This is a genomic window from Streptomyces sp. Act143, assembly GCF_003143935.1.
Lineage (GTDB): Bacteria > Actinomycetota > Actinomycetes > Streptomycetales > Streptomycetaceae > Streptomyces.
The window spans coordinates 8,786,666-8,801,282 of sequence record NZ_QFRX01000001.1 but is presented as its reverse complement, the minus strand read 5'-3'; the positions used below and the strand labels follow the sequence as shown (position 1 = coordinate 8,801,282).

At 71.2% G+C, this 14,617-nt stretch carries 16 protein-coding genes; 6 read left to right on the top strand and 10 right to left on the bottom strand.

What is annotated here, in order from left to right:
• Positions 1 to 113: 113 nt before the first annotated feature.
• On the bottom strand, positions 114 to 764 hold the full coding sequence (locus tag DI272_RS40220) for an HAD family hydrolase (RefSeq protein ID WP_109500095.1): 651 nt from the start codon (positions 762 to 764) through the stop codon (positions 114 to 116).
• 110 nt (positions 765 to 874) lie between these two features.
• Between DI272_RS40220 and DI272_RS40215 the strand changes: the two genes are divergently transcribed.
• Together DI272_RS40215 and DI272_RS40210 are read left to right on the top strand one after the other, a co-directional pair.
• Positions 875 to 1,234 (top strand): hypothetical protein, encoded by a 360-nt coding sequence (locus tag DI272_RS40215; RefSeq protein WP_109500094.1) that lies wholly within the window; start codon positions 875 to 877, stop codon positions 1,232 to 1,234.
• Positions 1,215 to 1,658 (top strand): hypothetical protein, encoded by a 444-nt coding sequence (locus DI272_RS40210; protein ID WP_258314816.1) that lies wholly within the window; start codon positions 1,215 to 1,217, stop codon positions 1,656 to 1,658. Before DI272_RS40215 ends, DI272_RS40210 begins: the two co-directional genes overlap by 20 nt.
• Here DI272_RS40210 and DI272_RS40205 read toward each other — a convergent pair.
• From DI272_RS40205 to DI272_RS40195, 3 genes are all read right to left on the bottom strand, one after another.
• Positions 1,648 to 2,145, bottom strand: a complete 498-nt coding sequence (locus DI272_RS40205; RefSeq protein WP_109500092.1) for a GNAT family N-acetyltransferase — start codon at positions 2,143 to 2,145, stop codon at positions 1,648 to 1,650. The two genes, DI272_RS40210 and DI272_RS40205, sit on opposite strands and share 11 nt — an antisense overlap.
• A 45-nt stretch (positions 2,146 to 2,190) precedes the next feature.
• Positions 2,191 to 2,721 (bottom strand): RNA polymerase sigma factor, encoded by a 531-nt coding sequence (locus DI272_RS40200; RefSeq protein ID WP_109500091.1) that lies wholly within the window; start codon positions 2,719 to 2,721, stop codon positions 2,191 to 2,193.
• A gap of 74 nt (positions 2,722 to 2,795) precedes the next feature.
• A complete protein-coding gene (locus tag DI272_RS40195) occupies positions 2,796 to 3,986 on the bottom strand; it encodes a glycerophosphodiester phosphodiesterase (protein WP_109500090.1) in 1,191 nt (396 codons plus the stop codon).
• Between the two features lie 323 nt (positions 3,987 to 4,309).
• Here DI272_RS40195 and DI272_RS40190 point away from each other — a divergent pair, with 323 nt between their 5' ends.
• The gene (locus tag DI272_RS40190; protein WP_109500089.1) at positions 4,310 to 4,984 is read left to right on the top strand and encodes a 1-acyl-sn-glycerol-3-phosphate acyltransferase; all 675 of its coding nucleotides are present in this window, start codon (positions 4,310 to 4,312) and stop codon (positions 4,982 to 4,984) included.
• Between the two features lie 75 nt (positions 4,985 to 5,059).
• Here the strand turns inward: DI272_RS40190 and DI272_RS40185 are convergent, their stop codons facing one another.
• From DI272_RS40185 to argH, 4 genes are all read right to left on the bottom strand, one after another.
• Positions 5,060 to 6,586, bottom strand: a complete 1,527-nt coding sequence (locus DI272_RS40185) for an MFS transporter (RefSeq protein WP_109500088.1) — start codon at positions 6,584 to 6,586, stop codon at positions 5,060 to 5,062.
• On the bottom strand, positions 6,583 to 7,185 hold the full coding sequence (locus tag DI272_RS40180; RefSeq protein WP_181387468.1) for a TetR/AcrR family transcriptional regulator: 603 nt from the start codon (positions 7,183 to 7,185) through the stop codon (positions 6,583 to 6,585). Before DI272_RS40180 ends, DI272_RS40185 begins: the two co-directional genes overlap by 4 nt.
• 83 nt (positions 7,186 to 7,268) lie before the next feature.
• Positions 7,269 to 8,246, bottom strand: coding sequence for an aldo/keto reductase (locus tag DI272_RS40175; RefSeq protein ID WP_109500086.1), 978 nt, complete (start codon positions 8,244 to 8,246; stop codon positions 7,269 to 7,271).
• A 133-nt stretch (positions 8,247 to 8,379) separates the two neighbouring features.
• Positions 8,380 to 9,810 (bottom strand): argininosuccinate lyase, encoded by a 1,431-nt coding sequence (gene argH, locus DI272_RS40170; RefSeq protein WP_109500085.1) that lies wholly within the window; start codon positions 9,808 to 9,810, stop codon positions 8,380 to 8,382.
• Positions 9,811 to 10,006: 196 nt separating this feature from the next.
• Here argH and DI272_RS40165 point away from each other — a divergent pair, with 196 nt between their 5' ends.
• The 3 genes from DI272_RS40165 to DI272_RS40155 all read left to right on the top strand — a co-directional run bounded on the left by DI272_RS40165 (position 10,007) and on the right by DI272_RS40155 (position 12,311).
• Complete coding sequence (locus tag DI272_RS40165) at positions 10,007 to 10,885, top strand: hypothetical protein (RefSeq protein WP_109500084.1); 879 nt, start codon at positions 10,007 to 10,009, stop codon at positions 10,883 to 10,885.
• A gap of 130 nt (positions 10,886 to 11,015) precedes the next feature.
• On the top strand, positions 11,016 to 11,603 hold the full coding sequence (locus DI272_RS40160) for a pyridoxamine 5'-phosphate oxidase family protein (protein ID WP_109500083.1): 588 nt from the start codon (positions 11,016 to 11,018) through the stop codon (positions 11,601 to 11,603).
• Positions 11,604 to 11,606: 3 nt separating this feature from the next.
• On the top strand, positions 11,607 to 12,311 hold the full coding sequence (locus DI272_RS40155) for a L,D-transpeptidase (protein WP_109500082.1): 705 nt from the start codon (positions 11,607 to 11,609) through the stop codon (positions 12,309 to 12,311).
• Here the strand turns inward: DI272_RS40155 and DI272_RS40150 are convergent.
• Positions 12,298 to 13,758, bottom strand: a complete 1,461-nt coding sequence (locus DI272_RS40150; protein ID WP_258314815.1) for a cell wall metabolism sensor histidine kinase WalK — start codon at positions 13,756 to 13,758, stop codon at positions 12,298 to 12,300. The genes DI272_RS40155 and DI272_RS40150 overlap by 14 nt on opposite strands.
• The gene (locus DI272_RS40145; RefSeq protein ID WP_109500081.1) at positions 13,755 to 14,495 is read right to left on the bottom strand and encodes a response regulator transcription factor; all 741 of its coding nucleotides are present in this window, start codon (positions 14,493 to 14,495) and stop codon (positions 13,755 to 13,757) included. The genes DI272_RS40150 and DI272_RS40145 overlap by 4 nt, the downstream gene beginning before the upstream one ends.
• Positions 14,496 to 14,617 lie beyond the last annotated feature (122 nt).

Genomic DNA, 14,617 nt, shown 5'->3' with positions numbered 1-14,617 from the left:
GTCGCCTCGGTCGCAAGGGTGCGGCTGCTCGTCGTGGTCATGGAATCAGTAAAGCAGACGTATGGTCCTTACCAGCCGCCGCTGTCCGCATGCTGGACAGCGGCGGACAGGGGTCAGGGGCGAACGGAGATCTCCACTCCGGCGTCCGTGACCAGGGCGGACAAGGCCGAGAGGTTCTCGACCACCAGGTCGGCGTCGAGCTCGTGGGCCCGGTGGGTTGTGGCCAAGGCCACGGTGGTCATGCCGGCGGCGCGCCCGGCCCGCAGGCCTGCGGGAGCGTCCTCGAAGACGACGCAGTGGGCGGGGTCGACGCCGAGCGTGCGGGCGGCGAGCAGGTACGGCTCGGGGTCGGGCTTGCCGCGGGTCACGTCCTCGGCGGCGACGAGCGTCTTGGGCAGGATGCCGACCGCGTCGAGACGGGCCTCGGCGAGCCGCCGGGTGGCGGAGGTCACGACGGCCCAGCGGTCGGCGGGCAGCGCGTCCAGGAAGTCCCGGGTGCCGGGCAGCAGGCGGACGCCTCCATGGGGCACGTCGGCCACCTCCAGCTCCTCGATCCGCGCGACGGCCCCGGCGACGACGTCGGCGGGCAGCAGATCGGCGGCTATCTCGGCGGCGGTCCGCCCGTGCAGCTCCACCCGCCCGAACTCCTCGGCCGTGATCCCGTACTCCCCGGCCCACTGCCGCCAGCAGCGGTCCACGGAGTCGAGGGAGGAGACGAGGGTGCCGTCGTTGTCGAAAAGCATGGCCTGTGCACGTATCTTCATGCCGTCGACCCTACGGGGTGATGCCGGCCCCTCGATTCCCGCTGCACGGACGTCAGAGCGAGGCCGGGGCCGACCCCAGCCGGCCGGACGCGCCGTAATAGGGTCGCCCCATGCTTGATGCCCTGACGCTCGTGACCGGCGTCGCCGCGTTGCTGCTCGCCGCCTGGTGCGGCTGGGCCGCCTACCGTGACCAGCCGACGAAGGACTGGCACTTCATCGGGATGGGCGTGGTGTCGCTGCTGGCGCTGGTCCAGCTGGTCGTGGGGATCGTGCAGCTGGCCCGGGGCGAGAAGCCCGAGCAGGGAACGACGATCTTCGTGGCGTATCTGGTGGGCGCGTTCGCGTGCGTCCCGGCGGCGGGGCTGATGTCGCTGACCGAGCGCTCGAAGTGGGGCTCGGTGACGGCGGCCGCCGGCGGTGTGGTGCTGGCGGTCCTCGAGGTGCGGCTCTATGACATCTGGGGAGGCTGAGGTGGCGGCGACCGAGGAGAAGCCGGCACGGCTGATCAGCGGGCCGGGCATGCTGCTGGTCTGGCTGTACGGGGTGATGGTCGTCGGCGCCGTGTCGCGCTCGGCGTACCAGATCGCCACCGAGTTCGACCGCGCGCCGCTCGCCTACTCGCTGTCCGCCGTGGCGGGGCTGGTCTACGGGTTCATCACGTACTCGCTCGTGCGGGGCGGCGAGACGGCCCGCAAGGCGGCGCAGGTGTGCTGCGCCGCCGAGCTCGCGGGTGTGCTGATCGTCGGCACGTGGACCCTGATCGAGCCGTCGGCCTTCCCGGACGCGACGGTGTGGTCGGACTACGGCATGGGCTATCTCTTCATCCCGGTGCTGCTGCCGCTGTCCGCGCTGTACTGGCTCCGCAAGTCCCGTACCGCGACCGCTACGCGGTAGCCGCGAACGTCCCGGCGGGCTTCTCCAGGACGATCATCGGTACGCCGTCGTCGCCCTGGGAGGTGCCCACCGCCTCGTAGCCGACCTTGCGGTACAGGCGCAGGTTGCCCTCGCTGCGGTGGCCGGTGAAGAGGCGGAAGCGGGTGGCGCCACGCTCCTCGGCCAGGGCCGCTTCCGCCGCGCGCAGCAGCCGGGCGCCGATGCCGTGGCCCTGGAGGCGGGGGTGGACGCAGAGCTTGCCGATGGCGGCCGAGCCGTCCTCGGTGACATGGCCGCGGACCGAACCGACGACCTCCTCGCCGAGCCGGGCCACGAAGACGCAGTCCGAGGCGACCTCCGCGCGGACCGAGTCCAGGGTCTGGACGAGCGGATCGATGCGGTAGTTGCCGTACAGCGCCGCCTCGCTCTGGAAGCACAGGTACTGCAACCTGAAGATCTGCTCCGCGTCCTGCACGGTCGCCGCAGAGATGGTCACGCTCATGCCCATGTGCGCACGCCTCCCGCTCACCTGATCGCCTGTCGTCCCTCACTCCTATCCCCGCGCTCCGCGAGCCGCAACCTCCGGTGTGAGCAAACGACGGAGACATCCCAGGCATCTGGAACGTTCCGGGCCGAGACTGCCCTGTGAGATACCCAACTCCCCCGCGATTTCCCGGTATGTGAGGTCCTTCGGGGAGAGCAGCGCCTCCATCAGACGCGGGCAGCGGCCCGGCAGACGGCGTACGGCGTCCCGCAGGGCGCGGCGGCCGGCGGCCGCCAGGGCCTGGTCCTCGGGGCTGCGGCCCACCGCGTCCACGGGGTCCGTCTCATACGGCCGTTCGAGTCTGGCCGTACGACGGGAGCGGCGCGCCTCGGAGCGGACCGCCCGGCGGAGCCAGCCCGGCGGGTCCACGGGCGGTCCGTAGGTGTCGAGGCGTTCCAGAAGACGGAGCCAGACCGCCTGTTCCAGGTCGCCGGGCTCGGCGCCGGAGGCGCGCGCCTCCGCGGACGCCTCGGCGGTGAGCAGCGGGCGGAGGGTGGCGAGCAGGTCGTGCTGCGGGGCGGTGACCAGGTCGGACGTCATATGGCTCACGACGCGGCCGTCCGGGCGTTGGGTTGCCCGGACGGCCGGTTGTCACCCCGATCGGGGTCGGGCGCTCAGCTGTTGACGAAGTCCTCGCGGGCCAGCAGGCCGGTGTCGGGGTTGTCGGTGAAGACACCGTCGATGCCGGTGGCGAAGTACGTCCTGTAGGCGCCGAAGACATCGCCGTACGCGTCGGGGTCGGTGCCCTTGCGGAAGCTCGTCGGCAGGAACGGGTTCTCGTTGCGCATGGTGTAGGGGTGCAGGATCAGCCCCACCTTGTGCGCGTCGGCGACCAGGGTGGTCGGCGTGGTGAGGTTGCCGTTCGCGTCCTTCGGGATGATCAGGTCGAGGGTGGGACCGATGCCCTGGGCGTACCCGGCGATCTCGCGCAGCCCGGCGGGCGTGACCAGGTCGGCGACGGTGCGCGGGTCGCCCGCCTCGACGAAGTCCCAGGGGCGGCTGGTCGCGGAGGAGAGCAGGACGACCAGCGGGTTGTCGACCAGGCGGTTCAGGCGCTGGATGCTGGTCGGTTCGAAGGACTGGAGGATGACCGGCGCGTTGCGGCCGTCCTTGCCGTACTTGCGCAGCAGCTTGGCGACCCGCTCCTCCAGGCCCAGGCCGAGCTTGCGGAAGTAGGTGGGGTGCTTGGTCTCCGGGTAGATCCACACCTGCCGGCCGCGCTTGCGGGTCTGCTCGTCCTGCCACTTCAGGACCTCTTCGAAGGTGGGGATCTGCCAGCGCCCGTTGTAGAGGGTGTTGTGCGGGCGGTTGGCCGGGATGCGCTCGACCGCCCGCAGAGTCTTCAGCTCGGCGAGCGTGAAGTCCTCGGTGAACCAGCCGGTGACGGAGACGCCGTCCAGGACCTTCGTGGTCTTCCGGTCGGCGAACTCCTTGTGGTCCGCGACGTCCGTCGTGCCGCCGATCTCCGGCTCGTGACGGCAGACGAGATGACCGTCCTTCGTCGGCACCAGGTCGCCGGCCTCGACGACATGCGCGCCCAGGTCCAGGGCGAGCTGGTACGACCCGAACGTGTGCTCGGGCCGGTAGCCGCTGGCGCCCCGGTGACCGATGATCGTCGGCACGGGCAGGCTCTTCACCCCACCACCATGCCGTGCCCCGGCGGACCCGGCGGCCTCGGCGGCTCTCGCCGTGCCGGACAGGCCGAGGATGGCTCCCCCGGCGCCGAGCACGGCCGCGCCGAGGAGCGCCCGCCGTCCGGTGCCACCCGTCTGCCCGTTCCCGGCCTGCGAATCCTGCGATCCCATGAGCGCCCTCCTTGCGTCGGCTCGTCACTGCGGGCCGATCGTAGGTGCGTACACATGACCGACGGGAGACCTCCGGCGGAACACGCGGGTGACGCGGGATGGCGTGCGTGAGGCGCAAGTTGACAGCCCGTCAGGCCGTGAACGCGATGTCCGTCACATCATGGCCGCCAGGTTACGGGCGGTATTCCGCGCGCCACCGCAGGTAAACCCGCGTCAACAGTGCGTAAGACCTCGGTGAACCCGATGTGCAAGACCCCCCGGGCCGCGAGTATCGTCCTCACCTGCACAGACTTAGACCGATCCCCTTGACACCGGAGGGCCCGTTGTCCCGCTTCGCGCTCATCAAGGCAGTGCTCGGACCGATCATGCGCCTGATGTTCCGCCCACAGGTGGAAGGCGCCGAGCACATCCCGGGGGACGGCCCGGTCATCCTGGCCGGCAACCACCTCACCTTCATCGACTCGATGATCCTCCCGCTGGTCTGTGACCGGCAGGTCTTCTTCATCGGCAAGGACGAGTACGTCACCGGCAAGGGCCTGAAGGGCCGGCTGATGGCCTGGTTCTTCACCGGAACCGGCATGATCCCGGTCGACCGGGACGGCGGCCGCGGCGGGGTCGCGGCGCTGATGACGGGGCGCCGCGTACTGGAGGAGGGCAAGGTGTTCGGCATCTACCCCGAGGGCACCCGCTCCCCCGACGGGCGGCTGTACCGGGGGCGCACCGGCATCGCGCGGCTGACGCTAATGACGGGCGCCCCGGTGGTTCCCTTCGCCATGATCGGCACGGATCGGATTCAGCCGGGCGGGGCGGGAATGCCGCGGCCGGCCAAGGTGACCGTACGTTTCGGCGAGGCCATGGAGTTCTCACGGTACGACGGGATGGACCGGGATCGGTATGTGCTGCGGGCCGTGACCGATTCCGTGATGACCGAGGTCATGCGGCTGTCGGGGCAGGAGTACGTGGACATGTATGCGACCAAGGCGAAGGAAGCCGCGTAGTTCTCCGGCTGACGGCTTGTGGGGGCTGGTCGCGCTCACGCGGCGGAGCCGCACATCGACACAGCCCCGCGCCCCTTATGCGGCGTTCTCCAGACGCTGGTTTCGGAGCAGGAACCACGCCGCCACCGCCGTCGCCAGCAGGACCGCCGCTCCCGCGCCCGCTGCGATCGTGAGGCCGTCCACGAAGGACTCCCGCGCCGACGTGAGCAGCGCCCGGGCCTGGTCCGACGGCATCCTCGCCGCCGCCTCCACCGCGCCGCCCAGTGACTCGTGGGCGCCCTCCGGTGTACCCGCCGGAGCCGCGAACCCCCGGTACACGCCCGTCACGATCGAGCCCAGTACGGCGATGCCCAGGGCCGCGCCCAGCTCGTACGCCGTCTCCGAGACCGCGGACGCCGAGCCCGCCTGCTCCTTCGGGACGCTCGACAGGATGACGTCGGCCGTGACCGTGAAGGAGAAGCCCGCGCCGATGCCCACGACCAGCAGGGCGGCGCCCAGCAACGGGTAGCCGGTGGACTGGTCGATGACCGTCAGGGAGGCCAGCGCCACGCCCACCGCCGCCAGGCCGCCGGAGACCACCGCGCGGACCGACCAGCGGCGGGCCGCCCAGCCCGCGACCAGACCGGCCGTCACCGCGCCCACCGCGGCGGGGAGTTCGGCGAGACCCGCCTCCAACGGACGTCGGCCCTGCACGAGTTGCAGGTACTGGGAGAGGAAGAAGACCAGGCCGGACAGGCCGAGGATGGTCAGCAGGTCGGCGAGGACCGCCGCGCTGAAGCCGCGGTTGCGGAACAGCCTCATGTCCAACAGCGGGGTCGGCAGCGTCAGTTGGCGGTGCACGAACCAGTAGAGCGCTGCCGCGCCGAGCGCGCCGACGCCGAGCGCCTCCACGGTGAAGCCGTGTGCGGCCGTCTCCTTGATCGCGTACACCACCGCGATCATGCCGACCAGGGACAGGGCGACGCTGGTCAGGTCCCACGGCCCCGGGTTCGGGTTCTTGGACTCGGGCAGCAGCTTGACGCCGACGAGGACGAGGACCGCCATCACGGGCAGGTTGATCAGGAAGACCGAGCCCCACCAGAAGTGTTCGAGCAGGAAGCCACCGGCGATCGGGCCGATCGCGGTGCCCGCGGACGCGGTCGCGCCCCAGATGCCGACGGCGAGACTGCGTTCGCGCGGGTCGTGGAAGAGGTTGCGGATCAGGGCCAGGGTGGCCGGCATGAGGGTCGCGCCCGCGACGCCCAGGAGGGCGCGGGCGAGGATCATCAACTCCGGTGTCGTGGCATAGGCGTTGAGGACCGATATCGCGCCGAACGCCGTGGCGCCGACGAGCAGGATGCGCTTGCGGCCGATGCGGTCACCGAGGCTGCCCATCGAGACGAGCAGACCCGCGATGACGAAGGAGTAGACGTCGCCGATCCAGAGGAGCTGGGAGCCGGTGGGCTTCAGGTCCTCGCTGATGTAGGGGGTCGCGAGACCGAGGACGGTCGCGTCGACGGCCACCAGCAGCACGGCGAGCACGAGGACGGACAGCGCGAGCCACCGGCCCGGGCGCTTGGTCACCGCCTCGGTCGTGGTCGTCGGCTGCAGGGTGCTGGTCATGATTCCTCTCTCGGTTCTGTGCTCGGTTCCGTGCTCGGTTCCGTGCTCGGGTGGGGGTGCCGCCGCAGTGCGCCGCCGAGCAGCAGTTCGGCGATCATGTAGGTGAAGTCCTTCGCCGCCACGCGGCCCTCCATCACCGCCCAGGCACCGGAGGCCAGCAGGCCGTACAGCGCCTCGGTGAGCCAGGCCGGGGTCAGGTCGATGCGGAACTCGCCGGCCGCCTGACCGCGTCGGAACACCGCCGCGATGCGCTCGTCGATCCTCGTCCAGCCGGGGTTCTGCCCCTCCCCCTCGAACAGCTGGTTCTCGGTGTAGAGGAAGGCGAGCAGGGCGGCGGCCGGTTCGATCTCGCGGACGAGGCGGTGTACGGCGTCCCGCGCCGGGCCCTCGTCGAGCCGGGCCGCGTCCAGCGCCGCCTCGCACTCCTCGATGCCGAGCGCCTCAAGGGCCCGTACCAGCGCGTCGCGTCCGGCGAAGTGCCGGTGCAGGGTGGCCCGGCTGATCCCCGCGGCCTTGGCGACCTCGTCCATGGTCGCGGTGGATTTGCGGGTCAGCAGGGCCGCGGCACTGCGCAGCACATGGGAACGATCGACAGCCATGAGACAACCATAGCCCATGTGAGACATTGATGTCTCATTCTGAGCTTGGACGTCTCATGAGTGCGGTGCTGACCAGGGTTTTTCTAGTGCCAGGGCAGGCTGCCGCGCTTCTCCCAGTACGCCCGCGGCTCCTCCGCCAGCTCGGCCAGGCGCGCGAGTTGATCCTCGTCCAGGTCCACGACCGCCGCGTGCAGGTTGGAGGCCAGCTGGTTGGTGGTCGCCGCTCCGGACAGCACGACACCGGCCCACGGCTGGCGCAGGACCAGGGCGAGGGCGACCGCGTCACAGCCGAGGGACGTTTCTGCCGCTACGGCCCTCAAGGCGTCCGGCGCGTACGGGTCGGCGAGCCTGCCGTTGGCCATGCCCTCCTTGACGATCACCGTCAGTCCGGCGTCGTGGGCCTCGGCGAGGGCGGGGGCGGCGGAGGTCTCCAGGGCGTTGTACGTCGACTGGACGGTACGGAAGAGGGGCACGCCGTCGACCGTGATCTCCAGTGCGGCGCGGATGGCGTCCGCCTGGGCGGGGCCGCTGGTGGAGAAGCCGATGCTGATGCCGTCGGCGGCGGCCTCGGCGAGCTTGGCGTGGAGTTCCTTGTCGGTGAGGGCCGGGCTGTCCGGGGTCACCGAGTGGATCTGGTAGAGGTCGAGGTGGTCGCCGAGGAGCTCGGCGGTCTCGCGGCGCTGGCGTTCGTAGGACGCGACGCTGTGGTCCTTGACCTCGTGCTTGTCCGCGTCGGTCGTCCAGGCGGCGGTGTAGGTGTAGCCCCACTTGCTCCCGATCACCACGTCGTCGATGTCGGGGCGGGCGTTCAGCCAGTCGGCGAGGAACTCCTCCGAGCGGCCGTAGGAGCGGGCCGCGTCGAAGTAGCGCACGCCCTGGAAGTAGGCGGCGTCGAGGAGTTCGTGGGTGCGGGTGCGCAGGGCTTCGACGCTGCGGGTCTCCGCGCGGCCCAGGTCTTCGTCGCGGCCGAGGTTGATGTAGCCGGGGCGGCCGACGGCTGCGAGGCCCAGCCCGATGTGACAGGTGGGGGTGGTTGCGGTGGCCAGGCGGGCGAAAGGCATCGCGGGCTCCGTTGGGTCGGCTCCAGGCTGTTCCCAACTTAACCCGCGATGACCTTCACTTCAGAGGTCGGGGGGCGCGGTGCATGGTGCGGGTGCGGGTGCTTCGTGGTTGCTCGCGCAGTTCCCCGCGCCCCTAAAGACCCTTCGCCACCGCCCACTGATGCTGTGCCGCCACGTCCGCCTTGACCTCCGCCAGCTGGATCGCCACGGCGCTCGGGGCTGTGCCGCCCCTGCCGTTGCGGGAGGCGAGGGCGCCCTGGACGTTGAGGACCGTGCGGACCTCCGGGGTCAGGTGGGCGGAGATCTTGGCGAACTGGTCGTCCGTCAGTTCGTCCAGCTCCTTGCCCTCGGCCTCGGCGGCCTTGACGCACTCGCCGGCGACCTCGTGGGCGACGCGGAACGGAACGCCCTGCTTGACCAGCCACTCGGCGATGTCGGTGGCGAGGGAGAAGCCGGCCGGGGCCAGTTCCTCCATGCGCTCGCGGTTGACGGTGAGGGTGGCCATCATGCCGGTGAAGGCGGGGAGCAGGATCTCCAGCTGGTCGCAGGAGTCGAAGACCGGCTCCTTGTCCTCCTGGAGGTCGCGGTTGTAGGCGAGGGGCAGCGCCTTGAGCGTGGCCATGAGGCCCGTCAGGTTGCCGATGAGGCGGCCGGACTTGCCCCGGGCCAGCTCGGCGATGTCCGGGTTCTTCTTCTGCGGCATGATCGACGAGCCCGTGGAGAAGGCGTCGTGCAGGGTCACGAAGGAGAACTCCTTCGTGTTCCAGATGATGACCTCCTCGGCGATGCGGGACAGGTTCACGCCGATCATCGCCGTGATGAAGGCGAACTCCGCGACGAAGTCACGCGAGGCCGTGCCGTCGATGGAGTTGCCGACGCTGCCGTGCTCGAAGCCGAGGTCCTTGGCCACCGCCTCCGGGTCCAGGCCGAGGGAGGAACCGGCCAGGGCGCCCGCGCCGTAGGGGGAGACGGCCGTACGGTCGTCCCACTGGCGCAGCCGCTCCGCGTCCCGGGACAGGGACTGGACGTGGGCGAGGACGTGGTGGGCGAAGAGGACCGGCTGGGCGTGCTGGAGGTGGGTGCGGCCGGGCATCGCCACGTCCGGGTGGGCCTCCGCCAGGCCGATCAGGGCGTCCTGGAGGTCGGCGATCAGGCCGCCGATGATCCGGGCGTGGTCCCGCAGGTACATCCGGAAGAGGGTCGCCACCTGGTCGTTGCGGGAGCGGCCCGCGCGGAGCTTGCCGCCGAGGTCGGGGCCGAGGCGCTCCAGCAGACCGCGCTCCAGGGCGGTGTGGACGTCCTCGTCGGCGATGGTGCCGACGAAGTCGCCGGAGGCCACGTCGGCTTCGAGCTGGTCGAGCCCGGCGATCATGCGCTGGAGCTCGTCCTCGGTGAGCAGGCCCGCCTTGTGGAGCACGCGCGCGTGGGCACGCGAACCGGCGATGTCGTACGGGGCCAGCCGCCAGTCGAAGTGCACGGACGCGGACAGCTTGGCCAGGGCCTCGGCGGGACCGTCGGCGAAACGGCCGCCCCAGAGCCGGACGTCACCGCTGTTGCTGCTCACTTGCGTTGCTCCTCATCGCCGCATTCAGGGTTATGCATGAGTATGCAGAGCTCTGCATGATTCGTCAATCTGACCCTGTTTTTGGTCTCCCTTTGAACAGGAGAAACCGCTTGCCCGTACCTCCCCCCGAACGCAGGCGCCGCGTTTGTGCACACGACGAACTCGAAGACACTCCCGACCCTTGTGAGGCATCCGCATGTCCAGGGCTCTTCCGAAGTACAACAAGCGCCGCGTCGCCCTCATCGGCAGCGCTACCGCACTGGTGCTGACCGGTGCGGTGATCGCCGGTTCCGCCCTCGCCGGGGAGAGCTCCAAGAGCGGCGGCGACACCACCGCCCGCACCCTCGCGAGCCCCGGCACCATCACCTGCCAGGACGTCGCCTCCCGGCTCCCCGCGATCCCGGCCTCCGCACAGGCCGAGGTCGACCGCAATCTCGCGCTCCTCCAGACCCAGATCGACGAGGCCAACAAGCGCCTGGTCGACACCGTCGGCCAGGGCGGACCCAACTTCGTCCAGAACGCCATCCTCGGCCCCCTGGAGGACAAGCGGATCGCGACCGTCAACCGGATCGCCACCGCCATCGGCCGGACCGCCGAGAAGCCCCAGGGCCTGGACGCGCTCGCGCCCTGCACCCTGAACGCCGACGGCGGCGCCGGAGCGGGCGAGGAGGCGGGCGCGGGCGGCGCGGCCGAGGCCACGCCGAGCGCCACCGCCTCGGACGCCGCCGGGGACACGGGCCAGGACACCGGCACTGCGGGCGAGGACGCGGGCAACGCCGGTGTCGGCACCATCAGCTGCCCGGACGTCGCCTCCCAACTCCCGGCGATCCCGGCCTCCGCCCAGGCCGAGGTCGACCGCAACCTCACGCTCCTCCAGACCCAGATCGACGAGGCCAACAAGCGCCTGGTCGACACCGTCGGCCAGGGCGGACCCAACTTCGTCCAGAACGCCATCCTCGGCCCCCTGGAGGGCAAGCGGACGTCCACCATCGACCGTATCGCCATCTCCATCGGCCGGACCGCCGAGAAGCCCCAGGGCCTGAACTCCCTGGCCGCCTGCACGCTCACCCAGTGACGTGACAGGTGCCGTGGCCGCCCCGAGTGATGCGCCGGCCGGGGCGGCCGCCGGCATGCCGGACGGCCTGTAAAAACGGATACCGGAATTCATTAGACAGGCGAAAGATCTGACCCCATAATCGTTAGACATGGGAAAGACCTATGAGCGCATAGACGGCCGGCTGCGTACCTTCATCGAGGAGCAGCCCCTCTTCTTCACCGCGACCGCCCCCCTCTCCGGCGACGGCACGGTCAACCTGTCCCCCAAGGGCCTCAAGGGCTCCTTCGCCGTCCTCGACGAACTCACCGTCGCCTACCTGGATTTCGCCGGATCCACCGCGGAGACCGTCGCGCACCTGCGGGAGAACGGCCGGATCACCCTCATGTGGTGCGCCTTCCAGGGCCCGCCCAACATCGTCCGGGTGCACGGCGACGGCGAGGCGGTGCTGCGCGACGACCCCCGCTTCAAGGAACTGCTCACGCACTTCCCCGACATCGACCCGAGCCTGCACGGCCTGCGGGCGATCATCGTCGTGACGGCCCGGACGATCCGGGACTCCTGCGGCTACGCGGTGCCCTTCATGACGTACGACGAGGACCGCGACCTGCACGGCAGGCGGTTCGCGCGCGAGGACGACGAGTCGCTGAGCGCCTACTTCGCCAAGAAGGAGCACATCGCGACCAGCCTGGACGGCCTGCCCGGGCTGCCGTTGCCGCTGCCGCCCTCTACCGTCTGAGCCATGGGCTCCCCCGCCGTCGCCACGGCTCTCGCGTCCGCGTCCCTCCTCCTGCTCGGCGCCGCGCCCGGCGGCGGGCAGCCACCGCTTCCCGCCCGCATGGCCGACACCGGCGGCGGGACCCAGCTGATCACCGCGGTCGCCGCGAGGACCTCGTCCACCTCGGGCACGGTCACCTGGTGGGACCTGCGTGACGGCCGGTGGGTGAAGGCCGGTTCGGCGGACGCGCGGTTCGGGGCCAACGGGCTGGTGGAGGGCGCCTCGCGCAAACAGGGGACGAACACCACGCCGGCGGGGCTCTACGACCTGCCGTACGCCTTCGGCATCAAGGGCGCGCCGAGCGGGACGGCATACAAGTACCGCCCCGTGCGCGGGAGTTCATGGTGGTGCCAGGACAACGACTCGCGTGTCTACAACCGTTGGAGCGAGCCCCGCGCCAAGGACTGCCGGGCCGCCGAGTCCGAGCACCTGATCTCCTACGAGAAGCAGTACGCGTACGCCCTGGTGATCGGGTTCAACTACGCGAAGCCGGTGCGCGGGCGGGGAGCCGGGATCTTCCTGCACGTCAACGGGAGCGGGGCGACGGCGGGTTGCGTGTCCGTGTCCGGGGACGCGATGCGGCGGATCCTGCGCTGGGCCGATCCCGGGCGGCAGCCGCACATCGCCATCGGTACGACGGGCGGGCCCACGGCGATCACTCGGTACTGAGCCGGACCGTGAAGGTGGTCGAGCCCGGTGCGCTGTGCAGGCTCACCTCACCGCCGTGAGCCTCGGCCACCGCGGCCACGATCGACAGGCCCAGGCCCGCGCCGCCCCCCGGGGCATCGGTGCGGCGGCGGTCGGCTCGGGTGAAGCGTTCGAAGACGCCGGGCTGAATGTCCTCGGGGACGCCGGGGCCGTCGTCGTGGACCTTGAGGACGGCCCACGTGCCCTCGGTCTCCAGGGAGACCGTCACCTTGGTGCCCACGGGTGTGTGCCCACGCGCGTTGGCCAACAGGTTGGCCAACACCTGTTGGAGGCGGTGGGCGTCGCCGGTGACGGTGATCGGTTCCTCGGGGAGTTCCAGGGTCCAGCGGTGGTCGGGACCCGCGGCCCGGGCGTCCGTCACCGCGTCCAGCACGAGCATCGTCAGGTCGACCGGGCGGCGCTCCAGCGGGCGGCCCGCGTCCAGCCGGGCCAGCAGCAGCATCTCGTCGACCATCTCACCCATGCGGGACGACTCCGCGGCGATGCGTTCCAGGGCCCGGGTGACCTCCGGCGGGACCGGGCCGGGGTGCAGCAGCGCCAGTTCCGCGTGGCCGCGCACCGACGCGACCGGGGTGCGCAGCTCGTGGCTGGCGTCGGCCGCGAAGCTGCGCAGCCGCTCCTCACTGGCCTGCCGTTTGGTGAGCGCGTCCTCGACGTGGCCCAGCATCCGGTTGAAAGCGCCCGCCACCTGGCCGACCTCGCTGCGCGGGTCGGACTCCGGGGCCCGCGGCGGCAGGGCCACCTCGCCGCTGGCCAGCGGCAGTTCGCTGACCCGGGTGGCGGTCGCCGCCACCCGGCTGAGCGGGCGGAGCGACCAGCGCACCCACAGCGCCCCGGCCACCCCGGTGACGGTGAGGGCGAGGCCGAAGACGATCCCGGCGAGCAGTTCCAGGCGGTGGACCGTGGCCTCCACCGGCTCCAGGGGCAGGCCGGTGAACAGGACGTCGCCGTCGGCGCCGCTGGTGACGAGCACCCGGTAGTCGTCGAGCGCGGCGAGGTCCACGGTGTGGCCCTTGCCGTCGGCGGGGAGGGCGGCGAGCTGTCGTCGGTCGCCGTCGGTCAGCGAGACGTGCTTCGTACCGCTCGGGCGGACGACCGCCGCGTGGGTGACCGTGCCGTCGACCAGGCGGGCGCCGAAGGTGCCGGTGGCCTGGTGGCGGGTGTCGCCGCGTTCGTCGCCGTCGTGGTCGTCAGGGAGGGTTCCGTTGTGCTCCAGGCTGACCGCGAAGCGGTTGCCGGCCTCGGTCAGCTGCTCGTCGAGCCGGCCGGTGAGGAAGCCGCGCAGTCCGACGACGGCCGCCAGGCCGACCGCGGCACAGCTCACCGCCAGCAGCACCACCAGACCGCAGGTGAGCCGGGCGCGCAGGGTGTGCGGGCGGGGCAGGCGGCGGACGAAGGCGGAGGTCACGGGGTCACCGGCTTGAGCACGTATCCGGCGCCGCGCACGGTGTGGATCATCGGTTCACGGCCCGCGTCCACCTTCTTGCGCAGGTAGGAGATGTACAGCTCGACGACATGGGCGCGGCCGCCGAAGTCGTAGGACCACACCCGGTCGAGGATCTGGGCCTTGCTGAGCACGCGCCGGGGGTTGCGCATGAGGAAGCGGAGCAGTTCGAACTCGGTCGGGGACAGCTCGATCAGCTCGCCCGCGCGGGTCACCTCGCGGGCCTCCTCGTCCATGACCAGGTCGCCGATGATCAGCCGCGGGCCCTCCTCCAGCTGCCGGGCCATGCCGGCGCGGCGCAGCAGTCCACGCAGCCGGGCGACCACCTCCTCCAGGCTGAACGGTTTGGTGACGTAGTCGTCGCCGCCCGCGGTGATCCCGGCGATGCGGTCCTCGACGGCGTCGCGGGCGGTGAGGAAGAGCACGCACACGTCGGGCTTGACGGCGTGCAGCCCGCGCAGCACGGCGAAGCCGTCGGTGTCGGGGAGCATCACGTCCAGGACGACGGCGTCGGGCAGCAGCTCGCGGGCCGCGGCGACCGCCGAGGCCCCGTCGCCGGCGGTGCGCACCTGCCAGCCCTCGTAGCGCAGGGCGCCGCAGAGGACCTCGGCGAGGTCCTCGTCGTCGTCCACGACGAGGACGCGCAGGGGGGTGCCGTCGGGGCGGGCGAGGGCGGGGCGGCCGGAGCGGGTGGTGTTCATGGCCCTTCACAAAAGTGGCTTCACGGGAACGTGTGCGTGGCCCTTCAAGGATCGCCCCTGCCGTGGCCCGACACCGCCCTCGGTTGCTCTGAGTTTCCTCTGAGTGCGCTCTGAGGGGCGCC